The organism is Haloplanus litoreus (genome assembly GCF_045690335.1).
Taxonomy (GTDB): domain Archaea; phylum Halobacteriota; class Halobacteria; order Halobacteriales; family Haloferacaceae; genus Haloplanus; species Haloplanus litoreus.
Window position 1 is genome coordinate 2,849,676 of sequence record NZ_CP147874.1, and the last position, 21,979, is coordinate 2,871,654.

Sequence of the window (21,979 nt, forward strand, 5' to 3'; positions counted from 1 at the left end):
GAGCGTGACCCCGGTCCGTCCCGAGTTCGTTCCCGACCCGTCGCAGTCCCGGGAGGAGATGGAAGCGCTTCAGCGACGAGTCGCCGAGGTGGCACGGTTCGAGGACGACGTCGACTTCGATCCGGCGGCCGTCTCGCTGTCAACGGACGCGACGCTGACCGGCGAACGGCCCCTCGTCGCCGGTGTCGATCAGGCCTTCCTCGACGGCCGGGCGATCAGCGCCATCGTCTGCCTGCGTGGCGGCAACGTGGTCGAACGCACCCACGCGGTGACGGAGCTGGAGATTCCGTACATTCCGGGCCTGCTCTCCTTTCGGGAGGGCGGCCCGATCCTCGCGGCGTTCGAGGCGCTGGAGGCCGACCCGGACCTCGTCGTCTTCGACGGAAGCGGACACATCCACTTCCGACAGGCCGGCCTCGCGACGCATCTCGGCGTCGTCCTCGACGTACCGAGTGTCGGCGTCGCGAAGAACCTGCTCTGTGGACGGGTGGACGCGGACGTGGAGGGCCGTCCCGCGGGGTGGCGGGCGCCGGTCCTCGCGGACGACGACGTGGACGCCCCCGACGGGACGCTGCTCGGCTACGCCTACCAGTCGCGGCAGTACGACTCGAACCCAGTCATCAACCCGCTGTACGTGAGTCCGGGACACCGGACGAGCGCGGAGACGGCCGTCGACGTCGTCGAACGGCTCTGTGGTGGCTACAAACTCCCCGAGCCGACGCGGTTGGCCGACGTCCACGCGGACGAGTGTAAGACGGCCCTCGAGTAGTCCGCGTGCGCTCCGCACGTTTTAAGCCGTATCTCCGTCACCACCCGGTAATGAGCGACGATCAGGAACTCGGGATCACCGAGTCGAAGGAACACAGCACCGGCGAGTGGTACGCCGAAGTCGTCCAGAAGGCTGGGCTGGCGAACTACGGCCCCGAGGGTATGAGCGGCTTCATCGTGACGCGCCCGCGCGGATACGCGCTCTGGGAGACGATCCAGAACGAACTCGACGCCCGCTTCAAGTCGACTGGGGTGCAGAACGCCTACTTCCCGATGTTGATCCCCGAGTCGTATCTCGAACGTGAGAAGGACGTCGTCGAGGGATTCGACCCCGAGGTGGCGTGGGTCACACAGGGCGGCTACGAGGAACTGGAGGAGCGACTCGCGGTCCGGCCGACCAGCGAGAGCATCATCGCCCCGTACCTGAGTCAGTGGATCCGGAGCTACCGGGACCTTCCGATGCGGGTCAACCAGTGGTGTAGCGTGATCCGGTGGGAGGCGACCGAGACGAAACCGTTCTTCCGCACCAAGGAGTTCCTCTGGCAGGAGGGCCACACCGCGCACGCGAGCGAGGATGATGCGTGGGCGGAGACGACGACCCGTCTCGACCAGTACGAGGAGCTGTACGAGGACGTGCTGGCGATTCCGATCCTCCGCGGGAAGAAGCCCGAACACGACAAGTTCCCCGGTGCAGACACGACGACGACCGTCGAGGCGCTGATGCCGGACGGCAAGTCGGTCCAGGGAGCGACCAGCCACTACCTCGGGCAGAGCTTCGCCGAGGCGTTCGACATCACGTTCACCGACGAGGACGAGGACGAACGCGTCGCCCACACCACCTCGTGGGGGCTGTCGTGGCGAGCACTCGGCGCGCTCATCATGACCCACAGCGACGATCAGGGGCTGGTCCTGCCGCCGACGATGGCGCCCGAACAGGTCGTGATCGTCCCCATCTGGCAGGAAGAGACGAAAGACGACGTCCTGGAGTACGCGGAGGGCATCGCCGCCGACCTCGAGGCGGCCGGCGTGCGAGTCGAACTCGACGACCGGGACGAGCACAACCCCGGCTTCAAGTTCAACGAGTGGGAGCTGAAGGGGGTCCCCCTCCGGATCGAAATCGGTCCCAACGAGGTCGACGAGGGCACGGTCACCCTCGTCCACCGGCCGGACGGCGAGTCGGTCGGGGCCGACCGGGAGGGTATCGTCGACACGGTCCACGACAACTTCGACGAGGTGTACGCCAAACTGTACGCCGCCGCCGAGGAGAATCTAACCGAGAACGTCCGCGAGGCGTCGGACCGTGCGTCGATTCTGGGCACCATCGGTCAACACGGCGGCTACGTGAAGGCGCCGTGGTGTGGCGACGAGGACTGCGAGGCGACGATCAAAGAGCAGGTGGCCGCCGAAATCGTCCTCGTCCCCTTCGAGGGAAGCGAGAGCGACACCGAACCGATCCACGACGGCGAGACCTGCGCGCTCTGTGACGCCGACGCCGTCGAGACGGCCTACTTCGCCCGTTCGTACTGATCGACCGGCCGGACGCCGATTTTGGCGGGGATTAATCGTTATCTACCTTCGCTAAGGTATTCCCCAAGGTTAGTATGATATATATTACCTTGTATGTGGTTAATGAAGCCTTACGGTAACAGGAACAGGCTAATAAGGAGGTATGTGGTATGGCGCTTATGACCAAGCCGCGGAGAGACGCCCACGCCGATCAGCGGGGGCTGGCGGACCCCACCGACGACCGATCGAACTGTGGCGTAGGCGTCGTCCTCGACTTAGACGGTGGCGACTCGCACCAGACGGTCGCCGACGGCATCGACCTGCTCATCAACCTCGAACACCGGGGAACCACGGGCGCGGAGGAAGCCACCGGCGACGGCGCCGGGATCATGATCCAGCGTCCGGACGAGTTCTTCGAGAACGTCGTCGACGCGGACCTCTCGGAACCCTACGCGGTCGGCTCGGTATTCATGCCTCAGGACGGGGCGGCCCGACAGGGACTGATGACCATCTTCGAGCGGACGCTGGCCGAACACGGCCTCGACGTGTTCCACTGGCGTGACGTGCCCACGGACAATCACGAACTCGGCCAGACGGCGCTCGACTCCGAGCCCTACGTCCAGCAACCCTTCGTCCGGCCGGCGGAGGAGATGGACGACGACGCGTTCGACCGCGCGCTCTACGTCGCTCGACGCGCCGTCGAGAACGCCATCGACGAACTCGATTCGGCCGGCGCCGGTCGCTTCTACATCTGTTCGCTCGACCGCAAGACCCTCGTCTACAAGGGACTCCTGAAGGCCACGCAGCTGCCGACGTACTACCCGGACCTCGTCGACGAGCGCGTGAAGTCGACGCTCGTGCTCGTCCACGCGCGCTTCTCGACGAACACCCTCGGCGCGTGGCACCTCGCACACCCCTATCGGAACATCATCCACAACGGCGAGTTCAACACCATCCGAGGCAACATCAACTGGATGCGGGCGCGGGAGACGGACCTCGAACACCCCGACTTCGGCGACGACCTGGAGACGGTCAAGCCGATCATCAACGACCCGAACCAGAGCGACACCGCCTCCGTCGACAACGCCCTCGAACTGCTCGTCCAGGGCGGGCGTGACCTGCCGCACGCGCTCCGGATGCTCATCCCCGAGGCCTTCCGCAAGGACGACGCGATGAGCGAGGAGCGCAAGGACTTCTACGACTACCACGCGAGCCTCGTCGAACCGTGGGACGGTCCGGCGCTGGTCGTCGGCACCGACGGCGAACAGGTCGCCGCCGCCCTCGACCGCAACGGGCTCCGACCCTGCCGGTACGACGTGACGAAGGACGACCGCCTCATCATGGCCAGCGAGGCCGGTGCACTCGACGTCGACCCCGCGGACATCGAGGAGCGCCACCGCCTCCAGCCCGGGCAGTTGCTCGTCGCCGACCCCGAGGAGGGTCGCGTGGTCCCCGACGACGAAGTGTTCGACAGCCTCACCGACGAGAAGTACGGGGAGTGGGTCGAGCGCGAACAACGCCACCTCGACGAGTCGGCCCAGAGCGACTACGAACCGCGGAACCGCATCGAGACGCTTCGCACCCACCAGTCGGCCTTCGGCTACACTTACGACCAGCTCGACCACCTCATCGAGCCGATGGCGACAGACGGCAAGGATCCCGTGGGTTCGATGGGCGACGACACGCCGCTGTCGGTGCTCTCCGACTTCAACCGGCCGCTGTTCACCTACTTCAAACAGCTGTTCGCGCAAGTGTCGAACCCGCCCATCGACTACATCCGCGAGGAACTGGTGACGAGTCTGGAGTCACGGCTCGGCCCACAGCGCAATCTCCTCGACGAGACGTCGGAACACGCCCGCCAACTCGTCGTCGACTCGCCGGTCCTGACCGACGCCCAGACCGAGTCGATCAAGCATCTCGACGGCGAGTTCAGTTCGACCGTCGTCGACATGACCTACGAGAAGGGCGGCGACCTGCAGACGGCGGTCGAACGCCTCCGCCGCGACGCCCGTGACGCCATCGAGGAGGGCGCCGACATCGTCGTCCTCTCGGATCGCAACACCGGCGCGGATCGGGTCCCGATCCCCAGCCTGCTCGCGACCGGTGGCGTCCACCACGCGCTGGTCCGCAACGGTCTCCGCAACCACGCCGGCCTCGTGATCGAATCCGGCGACCCCCGTGAGGTCCACCACCTCGCCACGCTCGTCGGCTACGGCGCCGACGCAGTCAACCCCTACCTGGCCTACCAGAGCATCACGGACATCGTCGCTGGCCCTGACGGCGCCGACGAGAGCGAGGCCATCGCCCACTACATCAAGGCCCTCGAAGACGGCCTCCTGAAGACGATGGCGAAGATGGGCATCTCCACCGTCGAGAGCTACCAAGGCGCCCAGATCTTCGAGGCCGTCGGCCTCTCCTCCGAGTTCGTCCGCGAGTACTTCGAGGGAACGGAGATTCGAACCGAGGGCATCGGCATCGACCAGCTCGAAGACGACCTGGAGACGCGCCACGCCGTCGCCTTCGAGGACGACCCCGACCTAGAGCGACAGGGCGAGTACGAGCACCGGTCGAACGGGATCCACCACCAGTGGAACCCGAAGACCGTCGGCACGCTTCAGCAAGCCGTCCGCTCGGGGAGTTACGAGAAGTACCAGGAGTTCGCGGGACTGATCAACGATCAGCAGGAGAACCTCCAGACCCTCCGCGGACTGCTGGAGTTCGACAGCGACCGTGACCCGGTGCCCATCGACGAGGTACAGCCGGTACACGAAGTCGTCGAACGATTCTCGACGGCCGCCATGTCGCTCGGATCGCTGTCGCCGGAGGCTCACGAGACCAACTCCATCGCCATGAACCGCATCGGCGGGAAATCCAACACGGGCGAGGGTGGCGAACCGCCGGAGCGGTTCGACACCGAGAAGGCGTGCAACATCAAACAGGTCGCCTCCGGCCGGTTCGGCGTCACGTCGAACTACCTCTCGTCGGCGGAAGAACTCCAAATCAAGATGGCCCAGGGGTCCAAGCCCGGCGAAGGGGGACACCTCCCTGGCAAGAAGGTCAACGAGATGATCGCCCACGTCCGGTACTCCACGCCGGGTGTCGGTCTCATCTCACCGCCGCCGCTACACGACATCTACTCCATCGAGGACCTCAAACAGCTCATTCACGACCTGAAGACCGCCAACCCCGAGGCGGATATCAACGTGAAACTCGTCGCGGAGGCCGGTATCGGCACCATCGCGGCCGGCGTCGCGAAGGCCAACGCCGACGTGGTCCACATCTCGGGCCACTCCGGCGGTACCGGCGCATCGCCGAAGACGTCGATCAAGAACGCTGGCCTTCCGTGGGAACTCGGCGTCGCCGAGGCCAACCAGATGCTCCGCGCGACGGGACTGCGCGACCGCATCCGTGTCTCCACCGACGGCGGGCTGATGACTGGGCGTGACGTCGCCGTCGCCGCACTCCTCGGCGCCGAGGAGTACGTCTTCGGGACGGCCAGCCTCATCTCCTCGGGCTGTGTGATGGCGCGCATCTGCCACACCAACAACTGCCCGACTGGAGTCGCCACGCAGGACGAGGACCTGCGCGAGCGCTTCTCCGGGCAGCCGGATCACGTCATCAACTACATGGCGTTCCTCGCACAGGAGCTGCGAGAGATCATGGCCGACCTCGGCTTCCGCACGATCGACGAGATGGTCGGCCGGCCGGAGCTCCTCGAACAGGTCGAGACCGACCATCCCAAGGCCAAACACCTGGACCTCTCGGCCATCATCGCCGAACCCGAAGGTGGCGAGCGCCACAAGGTCCGCGAACAGAAACACGCGGACGTCGAGACCCACCTCGATCACGACCTGATCGGCGAGGCCACGGACGCCATCGAGGAGGGAGAACCGATCCACCTGCGACGGGACATCTCCAACGGCGACCGGGCGGTCGGAGCGATGCTGTCGAACCGTATCTCGCGGCGGTACGGCGAGAGCGGCCTACCGGAGGACACAATCTCCTGTACCTTCGACGGTATCGCCGGTCAGAGCTTCGGCGCCTTCCTCGCCAATGGCGTGACGATGGAACTCGTCGGCGCCGCCAACGACTACGTCGGCAAGGGCCTCTCGGGCGGCAAAGTGATCGTCCGGACGCCCGAGACGGCCGCCTACGAACCCGAGGACAACATCCTCGTCGGGAACGTCTGTCTCTACGGCGCCACGCAGGGCGAGCTCTACGTCAACGGCCTGGCCGGCGAGCGCTTCGCGGTCCGCAACAGCGGCGTGAAAGCCGTCGTTGAGGGCGTCGGCGACCACGGGTGTGAGTACATGACCGGCGGCGTCGTAGCCGTCCTCGGCGACACCGGACGGAACTTCGCGGCCGGGATGTCCGGCGGCGTCGCCTACGTCTACGACCCCGACGGCGACTTCGATGACCGCGCCAACGAGGGCATGGTGACCATCCACCACGACCTGGAGGACGCCGACGAGGCGATGCTCCGCCGGCTGGTCGAGAATCACGCCGAGTACACCGACAGCGACCGTGCGGCCGCGCTGCTCGACGACTGGGGTTCGGAAGTGCGGAACTTCACGAAGGTGATGCCCGACGCCTACGCGGAGGTCATCGCCGAGGAGAGTCGCGAGGACGTGCGCAACGAACTGCCCGAGCCGGCATCGGCGGTCGGCGGCGGCGAAATCGGTGCGGAAACGGTACAGACCGGCGACGACTGATACTGCCGGCTGTCAGTCGAGACGGAGAGTCGCTACCTCGGGGCGGCGACGATCTCGAAACAGTTACGGCCGACAGCGTGAGAACTCCGGCGGGCGGCGTTACGTCGCGTCCGACTCGTCGCTGCGCTCGTCGAGGCCCGGTATTTCCGCTTCCAGCCACTCGCGGAACCACTTGACCCGTTTGAGCCGCTGGTGAGCGATGCCCTCCGCTGCGTCGCTCTCGACGCGACCGGCCGCATCGCGGCCCCGGTCGAGGACGCGGTCGACCATCTCGCCGGCGTCCATGTGCGTCCGTGACTCGTAGCCCATCCGGAGCAGCATCAACACCGCGCCGTTGGCGCCCACTTTGTCGAGGATGTCGGCCTCGATGAGGCACTGCGCCTCCAGAGGAACGTCCTCCAGAGGTCCTTGGTAGGAGTGCTCCCGAACCGACTGGGCCACCTGATCGACGAAGGACTGCGGATACTCGCCGTGCGTGGCGAGATACTCGCGGGCGACTCGGGCACCCTCGTCGGCGTGGCGTTCCTGTTCGGCTTCGAGTTTCGCGATATCGTGAAAGAGCGCCGCAACGCGAACCACGTCGATGTCGGCGCCCTCGCGATGGGCGATCTCCGTCGCCAGGTCCACCACGTTCAGCGTGTGATTGAAACGATACTCGGCACTGTGCCACGGATACCACCGCATCCGACCGCCGTCTCGCTCGTTCTCTACGCTCGCCGCGAGGTAGTCGGAGACGAACCGTTTCATCTCCTCGAACTCCTCGTCGGAGACGGCCGACTCCTTGATTTCAACCCCCACAGTCCCACCTCCATTGCGTTCGTGTGTGTCTCATTGCCGAAAAAAGGAGTGTTCGACTATTAGGCGTTACGACAAGAATATCAGATCGGCCCGGCGGACGCCAGAACGACGACGGCGTAAAGATACACCAGACAGACGATAACGTTCCGCTTCGGCGCGCGTGGCCGCATCCCCGGAAGTCTGACGAACCAGAACCCTGCTGCGACCAGTGGTATCGTCCAGAGCGGCTTCGACGACCCACGAAGGGCGCGCACGAACCGGCAGACTGCGCGAGGAATCGGGCGTTTACCGAAGGTCATTATGAACCGGTCCCGTGGTTGGAAGGATCACCGTCCGAGCCGGCATCGCTGTCAGGGTCGGCATCGATACCAGGGCCGGCGCACTGTTGTCCGAGCCGGCGTTGTTGTCCGAGCCGGCGTCGTTGTCCGAGCCCGCACTGCTGTCCGAGTCGTCCGAGTCCGAGTCCGAGTCGTCCGAGTCGTCCGAGTCCGAGTCCGAATCATCCGCGTCCGAATCGTCTCCATCTGAGTCGTCATCGTCGGAATCCGAATCGTCCGAATCCGAATCGTCCGAATCGGTATCGGAGTCGTCCGCGTCCGAATCATCGCTGTCCGAATCGTCTCCATCTGAGTCGTCATCGTCGGAATCCGAATCGTCCGAATCGGTATCGGAGTCGTCCGCGTCCGAATCATCGCTGTCCGAATCGTCTCCATCTGAGTCGTCATCATCGGAATCGGTATCGGAGTCGTCCGAATCCGAATCGTCCGAATCGGTATCGGAGTCGTCCGAATCCGAGTCGTCCGAATCGGTATCGGAGTCGTCCGAATCCGAATCATCCGCGTCCGAATCATCTCCATCTGAGTCGCCATCGTCGGAATCCGAATCGTCCGAATCGGTATCGGAGTCGTCCGAGTCCGAATCGTCATCGTCGGAGTCCGAATCGTCCGAATCGGTATCGGAGTCGTCCGAATCCGAATCATCCGCGTCCGAATCATCTCCATCTGAGTCGCCATCGTCGGAATCCGAATCGTCCGAATCGGTATCGGAGTCGTCCGAGTCCGAATCATCCGCGTCCGAATCGTCGGAACCGGTATCGGAGTCGTCCGAATCCGAATCATCCGCGTCCGAATCGTCCGAATCGGTATCGGAGTCGTCCGAGTCCGAATCGTCACTCGACGTGTCTTCGTCCGTGCTGTCCGAACCGTCGCTCGTTCCGTCGTCGGGTGTGTCAGCACCCTCGCTGGCGTTCGAGTCAGTCGAGTTGGTTGAATCCTCCGGCGTCTCGGGGGTGACCGAATCCGTCGAGTTCGTCGAGTCATCCGGCGTCTCGGAGACGTTCGAATCCGTCGAGTTCGTCGAGTCATCCGGCGTCTCGGAGACGTTCGAATCCGTCGAGTTCGTCGAGTCATCCGGCGTCTCGGGGGCGCCCGACCCCGTCGAGTTCGTCGAGTCATCCGGCGTCTCGGAGACGTTCGAATCCGTCGAGTTCGTCGAGTCATCCGGCGTCTCGGGGGCGCCCGACCCCGTCGAGTTGGTTGACTCCTCCGGCGTCTCGGAGACGTCCGAATCGACGAGGTCGTCGGTGTCATCCGAGTCGGTCGCGTCGCCGCTCTCGTCGGGCCCGGCACCCGAGCCGGCCGTTCCGGTGGTGGACTCGTTGTCCGTCGTCGAGGACTCCTGCGTGCCGGTGTCGGTCGTCGACTGATTGCCGGACGGTGCCTCCGTGGGCGTGGGGGTCGACGTCGACGTTGGCGTCGCGTTCGCCGCCGTCCCGTTGCTCGGCGTCGCGTTCGGGGTGCCGACGGGAGTCGTCGGCTGTGACTCGTTGGGCACGAACACCGCGAACGGACTGAATCCGCTCGTGACGGCTTCCAGAACCACCGTCTCGTCGTTTTCCGTCCGCACATCGGTGTCCAAAATCGTCCACTCGCCGTTGGACTTGTGACCGATAGTCGCCTTCTCGGGGTCGACAGTGCCGAACCAGTCCGGGGAGAGCCAGAAGGAGACCCGGGCACACCCGTTCGTACCCGAAATGTCGAAGTTCTTGATGGCCTCCAGGTCGTCGACGTCCGCGCGGCCATCGGTGCTGTACCGCATCTCGTCACAGGAGACGGATTCGACGTGGAACATCCCGTTCTGGTAGTTCGACTGAACGGTGACGTTTCCGGAGACGGACTCCTCGTCGGACAGCAGGGTGTACGTTCCGGCGCCGGACGCCGACGCGACGATCACGAAGGCGACAGCGAGGGCGGCGACGGTCGTCCAGGTGGGCCACGAGTCGTCGGTCGACACGGTCAGACGTCACCCCCGTTGTCGCCGCCGGCCGTCCCAGTCGCCTCGGTCCCTCCGGGAGACTGCGTGCCGGACTTGCACTCCCAGCCGGGGAACTCGTACTTGCAACCGAAGGAGCCCGGACAGGGAACGTCGCCGGTCCGGTCGGTCCCATCGAACCCGGACTCCGTGTGGTCGTAGGTGGTCGCGTCGTCGCTACCGACGGTGATCGATGTCTGATCGCCGTAGGTCACCACGTCGAGGTTCGAGCCGTATCTGATCACGACCGTCGTGACGGTGTCCGGGACGGCCGAGAAGGACACCGTCCGACCGTCGTCGCTCAGCGTCGGATCGATGCCTGCGGCGCCCGGATCGAACTGCGCGGACGAACAAAACGCCACCCAGCTGATCTCACTCGGCCCCCCGTCCGTGCCGGTTCCCCCGCCAGTTCCACACTCCCAGTCGGGGTCGACGGTGTCGGAGTCGACGTGTCTGGTCTGACTCGCGTAGAACTCGAAGTCGAACTCGACGTCGGTGGTGTTCATCACGACGTCGTCCGCTTTCCACTGCACGACGAACTCCCAGGTGTCGTCGGGACCGAGTTCGCCTTCGAGACAGTACCCCTCGCCGAAGGTGGTGCGAGCTTCCAGCAACATCATGTACGAGGAGACCCACTCGACACCGCTGCCGTCGCCGCGGTCGATGCCGTACCGCACGAAAAGCCTCTCCTCGACGCTCGTCGCTTGATACCGGTCGTCGACGCTCGTCGATCGGTCCCGCTTCTGGTTCCAGCGGTCCTGATTGGGGGCGGCGTTCCCCCAAGAGGAGGTGCCGTCCGGCCGGCCGTCGGGACTGACGGTCCCTCTTTTGCGGGCCGTATCCGTTCGATTGGCATCACTGGCTGTTCGATTCCGGTCGATCCTCGACTGCTCGTCCGTGGAATTCCCGGGGCAGTCGGTCCGGAAACAGATGTACGCCGGACTGTCGTCGACGGTGAGGGTGATCCGCTTCTCGCCGCTATCGCCCTCGGTCGTCGATTCGACGGTAGCCTCCGTGGTCGAGTCGTCGTTCCCCCAGGCCGCAGACAGGTCGAGCGTCCCCGCGGACATCTCCGCACTGGTCTGGGCGGAATCGTGCAGGAGCGCAGCCGTGCTGCTCCCCGTCGTGGCGGCAGCACCGATGGTCGTGAGACCCCAGAGGAGTTTCCGACGCGACAGGTCGGGACGGTTCGTCACGCTTCATCACCACCGCTCGCCGAGGCCCCGGAACTATCCGCATCCACAGGTGACGTCTCCATCGGGGCGCCGCCATCCGTCTCGGGCGCCGCCCGGTGCAGGTACAGCGCGTCGTCGCGAGTCATGTAGTAGGTGTCCCGATCCTCGTCGTAGATGACCCAGTCGTCGCGGTCGGCCGCCATCCGGACCAGCGATTCGACGGAGTCGAGCGGTATCGTCGTCCGTTCGCCGATCCGGGCCGGGAGTTCGCCGTGACGAACGACGCCCTCGATCGATCGGGTCCCGCGGGTCGCGGCCCCACCGGGCGTGGCACCCCGGCTGGCGACGTAGACGACGAGACAGAACAGAAAGCCGAGGACCGTCGCCGTCGCCGCTCCGATGGACCACACTTCGCGTGTGGAGTAGGCGACGTACCCGCTGTAGGGGACGTAGAAGCCGAACAGAACGAGGATGACCTGTAGGCTCGAGCGGGTGAGCGTGAGGCCCCCGTCGTCGTCGTCAGTCGCCGTTTCCGTCTCGGCAGCGGCGGTGGTCGCATCCGGATGCGGGGTGGCCGCGGCGGATTCGGGTGTGTCGGTCCCGGCCTCGTCACCCTGGATCGACTTCGCCAGTTCCCAGAGTTCCGAGAGGACGAACAACAGCATCGGCGTGAGCACGAGTACCAGGAACCCCATCTGCGTGTTAGCGAACTGGATCACGTGTCCCAAGAACGGAATCACGAAGGCGACTTCGCCGACCACCCGGTCGTGGGGGACCAGCCCCGGATCCTGTTCCTCGTTCGCGTCGCCTTTGGTAACGTACGCGACGCCGTCCTCGGTCTCCCGGATGTCCATCACGCGGTGGGTGGTTGGCGTTTCACTACTCGTCTGGAACGTGATGATATCGCCTTCGTCGATTTCGGACTGTGGGACCTCGCGGACGATGACGGCGTCTCCGGGGCTCATTCGCGGTTCCATACTGCCGGAGAGGACGACCAGCCCGTGATCCGCACCGACCACTTGGGGCACCGCGTAGACGACGAACGGCGTCACGGCGCCGATCAACAGCAGAACGACGAGCACGTTCGCGACGAGACGGAGCGTATCGCGGCCGCTCTCGCTCTCACTCATGCCGTCCACCCCCGTGAGCGGTCGTTGTGGTACCCCACCACGTGCTGGACCACCCGTCGAACGTCCCCGTTGAACCCATTAGTAGTATCCACCCCCGTATCGGCCTTAGTTATCCGCTGCTTTGACACGAATCCGGTGCGGGTAATCGAGGCCTGAACCGTGGTCCGAGTCCCGGCAAGACACAGAAGGCGAGATCCGGGGTTTATAGCTCCGAGTCGGCTGATATTTCCAGTTTGACCGGGACCGGCGGCAGTGGCTAATGACCGATTAAACGCCGGCTCAGCCACGGTCAGCCACCCCCAGTCTGACACGGTCGGGGATCGAACCCGACCTGGAACGTCGCCGAGTCGCCCTGGATGATGTTGCCAGTGCTCTCCGGAATCGACCACCGGAACGAGACGTACACCTCGTCACCGGGTGAGAGACAGCCGTCCCCATCGACTAGGACCTGGTAGCCATCGTCGAACGCCGTCGATTCGGCAACCTCGGCGAGGCTTCCGCTCGCGATCTCCGTATCGCCGACCACCGGGATATCCCCCAGTTCGAGTTCCCCGTTTGCGGTGCCGAACCCGTCGTCCTTCCAGATCGTGAGTTGGGTGTAGTCCTCCAGTTCGCCGTCGTTCGGCGTCGTATCCCCGGCCTCCGCCTCGGGTTCGTTGATCCCGTTCTCGGCGGTGTTCGAGAGCCGGAACGCCAAGAAGAGTCGCGCGTCCTCGGTCTCCTGATCCTCGCGCTCGAGTAGCCGCGCACGCATGGTCACCGATCCGGAGTCGCCCGGCACCACCGCCTCGTCGACGATCAGACCGATGGCACCCGTCTCGCCGTCCGAGTCGTCGACGAGGCCCGTCTCCTCCTGAAGCTGGCCGTTGACGATTTCCCGCCACGTCAGGGCGATCCGTGGCGGGGCATCGACGAACATCTCCTCGGTCGAGGCGGCGTAGGTGCCGTTGACAGTGTGCTGGTTCAGTCTTACGGGGTCGAGACCGAGAGCGGCACTCGCTCGGTCGACACCGAGATAGAGAGCGCCCACACTCCCGACCGCGGCGAGTATCCGCCGTCGCGTGAGCGAGGGAGGGGTCATTCGAAATGCCCACCGGCGGAATCGAACCGCCGTCGTGCGGCGAACCGTACCACGTGCCCGCGCCGGGGGCGCGGACGCCGTCGTGCGGCGACGTACGGTGTGCCCCCGTCCGACCGGGGCCACCGTCGCAGTCGCGTGTCGGGGTCCCGGCGAAGCCGGGGATGCCGTCACGCGGGTCCACCGCGACACACCAGCGTGGGTCGACGGGATGGGGTGAACGCGACGGTTAGGCGTCGACGTTCTCGTTGTTCATCCCGCTGCCCTGGTTGTGGCGGCACTGCTCGGTGTAGAACCCGACGTCGAACGTGGCAGAGTCGCCCTGCACCTCGTTGCCGTGGTCGACCGGGAGCCACCACGCGAAGCCGAAGCAGTAGGTGTTCCGACCCATGAAGCACTCGCGGTCCGGGTCGTCCTCGGGGTCGGGGCCTTCTTCACCCTGGTAGCCGGTCTCGTAGAACTCGGTGTTCAGCCCACGGTCGAGCGGGATGCCGCGCCCGTCGTTGCTCTGGAGTGCCTCCAGCGTCTCCCGGAGGGTCCCGCGGAAGATCACTTCTTCCGTGCCGGTGACCGCGTTCGCCAGTTCCTCCGCGGCCAGGTTGATGCCGTCGAAGTCCGCGCTGACGTTGGTGTGTTGATCCACTCCCGGTTGGGCGACGCCGGACGCCAGGAAGGTGTCCAGATCTTCGTCGTCCGTGATCCCGACGGTGAGGATTTGGTAGCCGTCGGTGTCGTAGATGTCGTTCGCGATGTCCGACGTCTCGTCCTGTTCGGGCTGCGAGAGGTCGCTGCCGCCGTTCCCGTTGTCGAGGGACGTGGAGTAAGGGTGACCGTCCCCGGAGAACACGGTTTCCGTACCGCCGGGGCCGTCACCGGCGTAGTTCGGACCACCGTCGGTGACCAGCACGATGACCTTCTGCGCGTCTTCCCGACCTTCGTTGTTGAGGAGCTGGCGGCCGATGTCGAGCGCCGCCGGCATTGGGGTCGCGTTCGAGGTGTCTGGGTTCTGGGGGAAGTCGCCGCCGGCACCCTGCGTGAGGTTGCCCTGACCTCCGGTGACGTAGTTCGACACGGGCTGAAGCCCCCGTTGCAGGTCCACCGCCTCGTCGGGGGCTTCGTGTGGCGAGCCGAAGGTGAGCAGCGAGGCTCTGACAGAGCCATCATCCGGAGCGTTGGCCGAAAGCTGCTCGACGAAGGTGTTCGCCGCCTCCGTGATCCGACCCATCTCCTCTTCGTCGATGGACCCCGACACGTCCGCGAGGGCGCAGATGTCGAGTTGACCGGTCTCCACGTCGAGGACGTTGTCGCAGTCGTTGTCGTACCAGAGCGCCGTCTGAACGAGATCCGGAAGCTCGACGACGCCATCCTGCTCGTCTTCGTCGTCCAGTTCCGGCTCCGTCTGGCCGTTTTCGGCGTAGGACACGTTGTCCGCGTTCATCCAGAGGTAGCCGTCGTTGCCACACAGGTGCGTACTGAACGTGACCTCGCCGAAGTCACCGGGCTTGACGTCGTCGAGGCTGATGAGCGGCTTCGCGTTACCGTCGACGTCCTGCGTGTCCGCGTTCGCGGTCCGGCCGATCTGGTCCTCGCCGGTGAACGTACTCAGCCCGCCGTCGTCGTCGCCGACGTCGGCCAGGTAGTCACAGATCGTCTCCCCCTCCCCTAGCTCGGAGAACTCCGGGAAGTCCCCGGTCCCGTCGTTCTCCGGGTCCGGGAACGCCTCGATGGCCGTGTTGTCCATGAAGTCGCTGAGGTCGTCCTCCTCGACCCAGAGCATCGGACTGTCCGGGTCCGGGAGCGCGACGAACCCCGGATCGTCGGGGTCGTCCATCTGGACGTTGAGGTTGTTGTTCTCGTTGTCGTCGTCCAGGTTCGCCTCGTCGTCGGACCAGTCGGAGTAGTGCTCCTCCCAGTCGACTTTGAGGTCGAGTTCGCCGGCCGTGAGCCGGTTGTTCTGGAACGTTTCCTGATCGCTGAAGTACGCGGAGGTACCGAGCCCCGCGCCGGCGGAGGCCACACCGATCGTCCCGAGTGCAGCCAGCGCCTTTCGCCGTGAGAGTTCGAATTCGTTCGTCATGGTTGAGTTGCCTCGTTCGTCCGTCGGCTGACAGCCGTTTCCCCGTCTCGAGGAGACCCACGGATGGAGCCGAGTCGTCGACCCCACGTGGATGGCTGCCGTCATCATCTCCCATTACAGCCACCCCCATAGCTAATCGCCAATTCGCTCACATAACGTCGGACTAGCCCTCGCAAAGGACCGGTTAGGCCGTACGCCTCGTCCGGAACCCACCCGCTCCTAGATCGCACGGGTATACCTCGCGCGTTAATGAGCGATTAACCGGATAGGACCCACTGAAACCCCGGTCTAACGGAGGCGGTAAGCACACCTAACCGGTTGTTAACCCAGCTTTCAGGAACGACCACATTCCAGTTAAGATCCTGATAACTATGTCTCTTTGTCGTGTTGGTGCGAGCGAACCCGGTCGCTACCCATGAACATCGGACTACTCAAAACGGACGACGTACTCCCCGAAACGGACATTCACGATATCCTTCGAAACGACCGGCGCAGAAACGTTATCAAATGTCTCCAGGACCGCGGGCGCGAGGTATCGCTACGGGACCTGGCGGTCCACATCGCCGAAATCGAGACCAACGAATCGCCGCCGCCGAGCAACATCCGCGACAGCGTCTACGTCTCCCTCCACCAGACACACCTGCCGAAACTGGACGACGCTGGGATCGTCGAATACGACAGTGACCGGAAGACGATCATCCTCCGGAAATCGGCCCGGCAGGTCGACCTGTACATGGAGGTGGTCACCCGCTACGGCGTCACGTGGGCGACGTACTATCGTGCGGTCGGCACCGTCTCGCTGCTCACCGTGGTGCTCGCATCGACCGACACCCCACTCGTCTCGGCCGTCGATCCCCTCCTCTGGGCGTCGATTTTTCTCCTCGTCATCGCAGCCTCGACGCTCTACCAGTTCTGGTCCCGTCGCTGGCTCTATCTTCAACAACTCCTATAGGATTGTTGCCATAATCTCCGCTGGCAGAATCGATATTGATACCAAAAGATTGAAATTGGAAGGAAATACAGTCGAGTTCGTGCAGGTATAGGACCGAAAGCACCGGCGATTGGCTTTTGAATATCATAGCTGATATTCGAAGGGATAAACTTATCGCCGCGTTTCACCCCACACAAAATACGAAATGAGCGAGCTTCCCCCCACCCAGAAGGAGCTACCGTCAATACCGGAAGACATCGAGCGGTCGGCCTCGGCTATGGCCGACAACATCTGTGATGGCTTCATCTATCACGACCAGCGTAAGTACGAGGAGTCGGTGCGGGCGTTTACGGCCGTCGACGTTGTTCAGTTCGACCATCTGACCGACGAGGAAGCCCGGAGGGCCGCAGTCGGCTACGTCGACGCCCTCTGGGCGAAAGACGAAGTCGAAGAGTCCTGTCGGGTGAACGGCGAACTCGACCCCGACCGACTAGAGGCTGCGGATTGGTCCCCGGTGAAGGCCGCGTTCGAGCGTCGGGCGTCCGTCGCCGACATCGATCCACGGTACGCGGAACTGACGACCGAAGCCTGGATCAACCACAAGACAAAAGGCGACTATCTGACGCCGACGATGCGTGCGCAGATGCTCGAACTCCGGTCGGTGCTCCAGCAGCAGACCTACCCCGAGAAACCCCGACACGGACAGTACGGGTTCGGCCCGGAGCCGGTACAGTACGCTCTGGGGATCGAACTCCACGATATGCGTCGGTGGGAGCAAGCACGCGAGGCGATGGTCCCGTACTTCCAGTACATCCTCGACGAACGGGATCAGTAGAGATTCCGGGGCCCACCCCGCCACCCATTCAGTGCGCCGTCATCGCCTCCGGCGAGAGCTGTGCCTCGAACACCCGGGCGCCACAGGATTCGCAGGTGGCCGCGATGACGTCGATGGAACGACAGCACGACTCCACCGTCTCCTCGCCGAGGGTCACCGGGCCGTCACAGGACGGACAGCGCTCCAACCACAGACGCAGGGAGCCGAGTACTTCCGTCCGTTCGTCGAAGCCGAGGCGGTGCCATCCCTGGTGGCGTTCGCGAAATTCGCTCTCGGCCGCCAGGTCGGCCAGGTAGGCCGCTCGTGACTCCCACTGCCCGACGCGCGTATCGTCGACGTAGGCTTCGTAGGCGCCACCATAGGACTCGACCCGGACCCGGTCGGGGTCGATATCCAGACCGTCGAACAGAGCGGCGATTCCCTCGTCCACGTCGTCGCGTTCGCGGAGGCGGTGGATCCGCTCGGTCCAGGCCGTCCGGAACTCCTCGGTGAGACAGAGATCGGTCCCCTCCCGGCACTCCTCGACGGCCTCGACGTCGAGGAGGAACGATTCGATGTCCGCGTCGTCGCCGATGGCCGGCGGCTCTACCTCGTGTTTGTCGAACAGTTTCAACACCGAATCAGGGAGATATCGCTTGGTCAGCGTCGGCGTTCCCGGTACGAGGTAGCCCCGCAGATAGATGGCGGCGACCGACACCGCGAACACGACCATCCCCGCCGGCGGCGACACGACGCCGACGACGCCGGCCAGGACGACGGCGATGGCCAGATTGACGACCGTACACGGCGTACACCGGTTCTCGCCGGTGTATTCCGGTTGGCGGAGACGATGCACGCGTTCACTGAGGGACATATCGTTCACGTACACCACGTCGCGACGCTTAGATAATTGCTCGTTAACCGGAGTATGGCCGTCGTTTCGTGACCTCCGGCGATCAGACCGTCACGGTTTCCCCGCGCCTCACCGCCCGCTCCGGCACGTCGACGACGAGGTCGTGCCCCTCGAGTCGGTAGCGTCCGGGGTTGCCGACGGTGACCTCGAACGTGCCGTCGGTGACCGAGGCGAAGCGGGTGTACTCGAAGTCGGCGCCGGGGATGGAGACGTCGGCGACGAGGCGAACGGTGTCGGTCCCGTCGACAGTACCACGGAGGGTTGCCCCGGGGACGACCCGGAAGACCTTCCGGGCACCGTCGCCCGACTCGGTCGCGTAGAGCGCCCGGAAGTGGCCGGCGCCGCCGAGATTGCTGGAGAACGCGCCCCCGAAGCGGTCGTGCAGGCAGGACTGCACGGTCGAGGAGGCGATCAGGCCGAGATGGGGCAAATCGCGGGTGACGACGAAACCGACGCGGCCGTCGAACTCGTCGTACCACTCGTCGGCGTCGGTCGAGAACAGGAAGTCCTCGTAGGTCCGTTCGGCGTAGCTGTACGACGCAGCCTCGCCGTTGACGAAGTAGTTGTACACCCGAACTCGGCCCCACTTCGCGAGGACGTAGCTCTCGGGGTAGGGGATGTCGCGGTCCTCGACGTACCCGGTGATCCACCGCGCGGCCTCGTAAGTCGCGTCGTCGATGACGAGTCGCCGGTCGATGAGCGCGGAGTACAGCCCACCCGACCCGACGGCGACGCCGGCGAGCCCCCCCAGCAACGCCAGGCGAGTTCGGTCCGGAACCACCAGGTCGGGGGCGGCACCGCCGTCGGTGGCGGCCGGGGGCGTGCCGTCTGATCGCATGGGTACGGGCGGGTAGAGGAGGTCGAGCCACCAGGCGAGCGTCACGAACGCGACGCCACCGAGGACGGCGGCGAACGGGGCGAGTTCGCCCCCGAATCGACGCTGGATCGCCGCCAACGTCCCGAAGTGAACGACGTAGACGCCGACCACGAGCCACCCGGACTCGAGACGCATCCAGCCCCGCCGGGCCGCCCACACCAGCGTCGGGACGGCGAGGACGGGTGCGAACCCGAGGATGACGAGGACACCCACGGCGCCGTAGTTGCTTCCGACGCCGGCGAGTTCGGCGGCTTGCGTCGACGAGAAGAAAGCGAGACCGCGGTCGAGTTCGGTCGAGAGGATCGTCAGCCGCCGAACCGCGACGGCGGCGGCGACGGCGAGGACTGCCTCGACGGCCGCCAGCCACGTCCACGATCCGCCCACGCGACGGATGCCGACGGTGACCGCGAGCAGTCCGACGGCGCCGACCGCCAGCAGGTCGAGCGCGTAGACGGTCGCCGGGAACTGCCAGCCGAGGAGGTGGTGAACGGCGTGGGCGAGTACCGCACCCCCGACGAGGCCGGCGACGACGGGCGCGAGCCGTTCGGGACCGGGGCGTCTGATCTCCACCAGTGCGACCAGCGCGAGCGAGACGGCGAGCGGGAAGAGCAGGAGGGGGGCGGCCTCCCAGGAGAGGGTCTGTGCGGCGACGGCGACGGCGAGGACGCCCGCGCCGAGCCACGTCCGCCGGTCGCGCTCGTGTCGAGTGAGCAGGTCGACGACGACGAGGACCGTCAAGGCGAGCCACACGTAGTCGAAGGCGTGGTGGTCGGCCACGCCGAGCGCAGTCCGGTAGGCGTGGGCCGGCGTGACGGCCAGCAACCCCGCCGAGGCGAGTCCTACGCGGACGTCGCCGGAGACGCGGACGGCGATGCCGTAGACCAACCCGGCCGTGACGACGGCCGCGACGACGGGATACCACGCGAGGACGAACCCCGAGGCCCACGTGCTCCCGCCGAGCAGCGTCGTCGCCGTCGCGAGCGTCGCCACGAGGAGCGGTTCGCCCGCGACCGCTCGCGCGGGAAGCGACGGAATCGGGCCACCGGCGAGGGACTGATCCACCAGATACCGGTAGAAGTAGGGATCGTTCGAGACGAGGACGACCCAGTCATCACGGAACACGTCGAAGACCGTCGGGAGACGAACGACGACGACGAGAGCGAGGGCGGCGGCGAGGGCGAGACGTATGGGGACGCGGCGGCGACCACTCGGATCGCCGCCGACGGCCTCGCCTGCGTCGGTGTCGGTGTCGATGTCCTCATCCACGACGATCACCTCGACGACGCCCGCTCCGGGAGTGTCCACACATCCGTTCGAGAGGTGTGCGTGCAGCTACATATAATCGATTCGTGGCGGGTCGGGGAAGTCGGGTATTCGTCATCGGATCAGCGCGACTGCGTCCCGGAACACCATCCAGAGTTGCCGCAGGACGATCCGCAGATCGAACCAGAAGGACTGATTTCGGATGTAGGCGACGTCGTACCGGAGCTTCTCGTCGGGCTTCGTGCTCGTCACGTCGTTGACCTGGGCCAACCCCGTCAGGCCGGGTTTGACGAACCAGCGCTGCCGCCAGGAGCTGACCTCGGATTCGATTTCGGCTTCCTCGTCGACCCAGGCCGCTCGCGGGCCGACGACGCTCATACGGCCCGTGAGAATCGACAGAAGTTGAGGTATCTCGTCGAGGTGCGTCGCTCGGAGGACCCGCCCAACGCGGGTGATGCGGTCGTTCTCCTCGTCGTCGAGGGGGGTCGCCGACTCGCCTTCGGGAACCATCGTCCGGAACTTGTAGACCGTGAAGGTGTCCCCGAACTCCGCGGTTCGCTGCTGGGCGTAGAAGACGGAGCCGCCGTCGTCGAGTTTGATCGCGGCGGCGATCAGGAGCATGAGCGGCGCGAGCGTGAGGAGTGCCACGAGGGAGAAGACTACATCGAACGCGCGCTTGAGGACGTGGTTCTGCCAATCCCACGGTTCGAGGTCGATGTCGACCAGTTCGCCGGTTTCGACGCCGGTCGTCAGGACGGCGTCGGCGTGGCGGTGGTGGACCTTGGCGTTGACACCTGTCCGGTAGCAGGTGTCGAGCGTACCGAAGAACTCCTCTTGATCCGGGTACGCGAACGCGAAGACGACGGTGTCGATGTCGCGTTCGATGAGCAGTTCCTCCAGTCGGGCCAGCCCACCGAGACAGTCCTCGTCGATCGACACCCTGCTGACGGTGCCGCCGTCGGGCGTCGCAATGGAGAGACCGTCGCCGTCGGCCGACTGACGGAACCGCGAGGCGAGCGAGGAGACGTAGCCCTCGACGGGCACGTCGGTCTCTTGAATCACGTCCTCGATGGTTGCCGGGTCGTCGCCGACGACGAGGGCACGGTTCGGATCGACCCGCGGGCGACGGCGGATGGCGACGAACCACGCCGGGAGGACCCCGGCCATCGTCAGCGTGGAGAGAACGAGCGTCGTTCGCGGAAGCCGGTAGGTGTAGTCGAAGTACCCGACGGCCGCCAGCGCGACGGCCGCGAAGACGACTCGCCGTTCCACGATGAGGATGGTATCGAGGACGCGCCGGGGACGGGGTTTGAAGACGGGGATCAACGCCCCAAGGACCACGACGAGCGTCGTCAGGATGGCGAGCGTCAGATCGCCGTTCGACAGCGTCGTCGACGGCAGGCGACTGAACACCGGCACCACGACTGCCAGTCGCTGGACGAACGGGTGGTTCGCGACGCCGACGCTCGCCGCCACGAGCGTCGCTGTCCCTACCCCACTGACGAGTCTGAACCGCCACCCCGAGAGCATCACGAGATTGATGCCCGCACAGCTATTTGGTTAGTTAGTTGTTAAGATAGCAAACTCCACGACGGCGGACGGGTCGGTCGATCGAGGTAATCGACAC

Annotated in this window: 14 protein-coding genes; 5 read left to right on the forward strand and 9 right to left on the reverse strand. The window is 65.2% G+C overall.

Annotation, left to right across the window (positions count from 1 at the left end):
• The first annotated feature begins 4 nt into the window (after positions 1-4).
• From V8686_RS15275 to gltB, 3 genes are all read left to right on the forward strand, one after another.
• Entirely contained in the window at positions 5-769 is a 765-nt protein-coding gene (locus V8686_RS15275) for an endonuclease V (protein WP_379705777.1), read from the forward strand.
• A 50-nt stretch (positions 770-819) separates the two neighbouring features.
• Positions 820-2,295: a proline--tRNA ligase gene (gene proS, locus V8686_RS15280; protein ID WP_379705780.1), complete on the forward strand. Its 1,476-nt coding sequence runs from the start codon at positions 820-822 to the stop codon at positions 2,293-2,295.
• A 158-nt stretch (positions 2,296-2,453) separates the two neighbouring features.
• A complete protein-coding gene (gene gltB / locus V8686_RS15285; protein ID WP_379705783.1) occupies positions 2,454-6,986 on the forward strand; it encodes a glutamate synthase large subunit in 4,533 nt (1,510 codons plus the stop codon).
• A 99-nt stretch (positions 6,987-7,085) separates the two neighbouring features.
• Here gltB and V8686_RS15290 read toward each other — a convergent pair whose 3' ends face one another.
• The 6 genes from V8686_RS15290 to V8686_RS15315 form a co-directional block, all read right to left on the reverse strand.
• Entirely contained in the window at positions 7,086-7,784 is a 699-nt protein-coding gene (locus V8686_RS15290; protein WP_379705786.1) for an HD domain-containing protein, read from the reverse strand.
• Positions 7,785-8,069: 285 nt separating this feature from the next.
• On the reverse strand, positions 8,070-10,076 hold the full coding sequence (locus V8686_RS15295) for a PGF-pre-PGF domain-containing protein (protein WP_379705789.1): 2,007 nt from the start codon (positions 10,074-10,076) through the stop codon (positions 8,070-8,072).
• A gap of 2 nt (positions 10,077-10,078) precedes the next feature.
• The gene (locus V8686_RS15300; protein WP_379705792.1) at positions 10,079-11,290 is read right to left on the reverse strand and encodes a hypothetical protein; all 1,212 of its coding nucleotides are present in this window, start codon (positions 11,288-11,290) and stop codon (positions 10,079-10,081) included.
• Positions 11,287-12,399 carry a signal peptidase I gene (locus V8686_RS15305; protein ID WP_379705795.1) on the reverse strand — a complete coding sequence of 371 codons (1,113 nt, stop codon included), beginning with the start codon at positions 12,397-12,399 and terminating at the stop codon, positions 11,287-11,289. The genes V8686_RS15300 and V8686_RS15305 overlap by 4 nt, the downstream gene beginning before the upstream one ends.
• Before the next feature lie 289 nt (positions 12,400-12,688).
• On the reverse strand, positions 12,689-13,480 hold the full coding sequence (locus V8686_RS15310; RefSeq protein ID WP_379705798.1) for a hypothetical protein: 792 nt from the start codon (positions 13,478-13,480) through the stop codon (positions 12,689-12,691).
• A 226-nt stretch (positions 13,481-13,706) separates the two neighbouring features.
• Entirely contained in the window at positions 13,707-15,554 is a 1,848-nt protein-coding gene (locus V8686_RS15315; protein WP_379705801.1) for a vWA domain-containing protein, read from the reverse strand.
• 415 nt (positions 15,555-15,969) lie between these two features.
• Between V8686_RS15315 and V8686_RS15320 the strand changes: the two genes are divergently transcribed.
• Entirely contained in the window at positions 15,970-16,506 is a 537-nt protein-coding gene (locus V8686_RS15320) for a DUF7344 domain-containing protein (protein WP_379705804.1), read from the forward strand.
• Positions 16,507-16,690: 184 nt separating this feature from the next.
• Positions 16,691-17,320, forward strand: a complete 630-nt coding sequence (locus V8686_RS15325) for a hypothetical protein (protein WP_379705807.1) — start codon at positions 16,691-16,693, stop codon at positions 17,318-17,320.
• Between the two features lie 28 nt (positions 17,321-17,348).
• Here V8686_RS15325 and V8686_RS15330 read toward each other — a convergent pair whose 3' ends face one another.
• The 3 genes from V8686_RS15330 to V8686_RS15340 all read right to left on the reverse strand — a co-directional run bounded on the left by V8686_RS15330 (position 17,349) and on the right by V8686_RS15340 (position 21,882).
• A complete protein-coding gene (locus V8686_RS15330; protein ID WP_379705810.1) occupies positions 17,349-18,173 on the reverse strand; it encodes a hypothetical protein in 825 nt (274 codons plus the stop codon).
• Positions 18,174-18,255: 82 nt separating this feature from the next.
• Positions 18,256-20,394, reverse strand: coding sequence for a hypothetical protein (locus V8686_RS15335; protein ID WP_379705813.1), 2,139 nt, complete (start codon positions 20,392-20,394; stop codon positions 18,256-18,258).
• Between the two features lie 72 nt (positions 20,395-20,466).
• A complete protein-coding gene (locus V8686_RS15340; protein WP_379705816.1) occupies positions 20,467-21,882 on the reverse strand; it encodes a sugar transferase in 1,416 nt (471 codons plus the stop codon).
• Positions 21,883-21,979: the final 97 nt, after the last annotated feature.

Bases quoted from the DNA above. Each gene is read 5' to 3' on its own strand.
- V8686_RS15305 (WP_379705795.1), bottom strand. From the start codon at position 12,399: ATGAGTGAGAGCGAGAGCGGCCGCGATACGCTCCGTCTCGTCGCGAAC.
- V8686_RS15330 (WP_379705810.1), bottom strand. From the start codon at position 18,173: ATGTCCCTCAGTGAACGCGTGCATCGTCTCCGCCAACCGGAATACACC.
- V8686_RS15315 (WP_379705801.1), bottom strand. From the start codon at position 15,554: ATGACGAACGAATTCGAACTCTCACGGCGAAAGGCGCTGGCTGCACTC.
- V8686_RS15310 (WP_379705798.1), bottom strand. From the start codon at position 13,480: ATGACCCCTCCCTCGCTCACGCGACGGCGGATACTCGCCGCGGTCGGG.
- gltB (WP_379705783.1), top strand. From the start codon at position 2,454: ATGACCAAGCCGCGGAGAGACGCCCACGCCGATCAGCGGGGGCTGGCG.
- V8686_RS15320 (WP_379705804.1), top strand. From the start codon at position 15,970: ATGAACATCGGACTACTCAAAACGGACGACGTACTCCCCGAAACGGAC.
- proS (WP_379705780.1), top strand. From the start codon at position 820: ATGAGCGACGATCAGGAACTCGGGATCACCGAGTCGAAGGAACACAGC.
- V8686_RS15340 (WP_379705816.1), bottom strand. From the start codon at position 21,882: ATGCTCTCGGGGTGGCGGTTCAGACTCGTCAGTGGGGTAGGGACAGCG.
- V8686_RS15325 (WP_379705807.1), top strand. From the start codon at position 16,691: ATGAGCGAGCTTCCCCCCACCCAGAAGGAGCTACCGTCAATACCGGAA.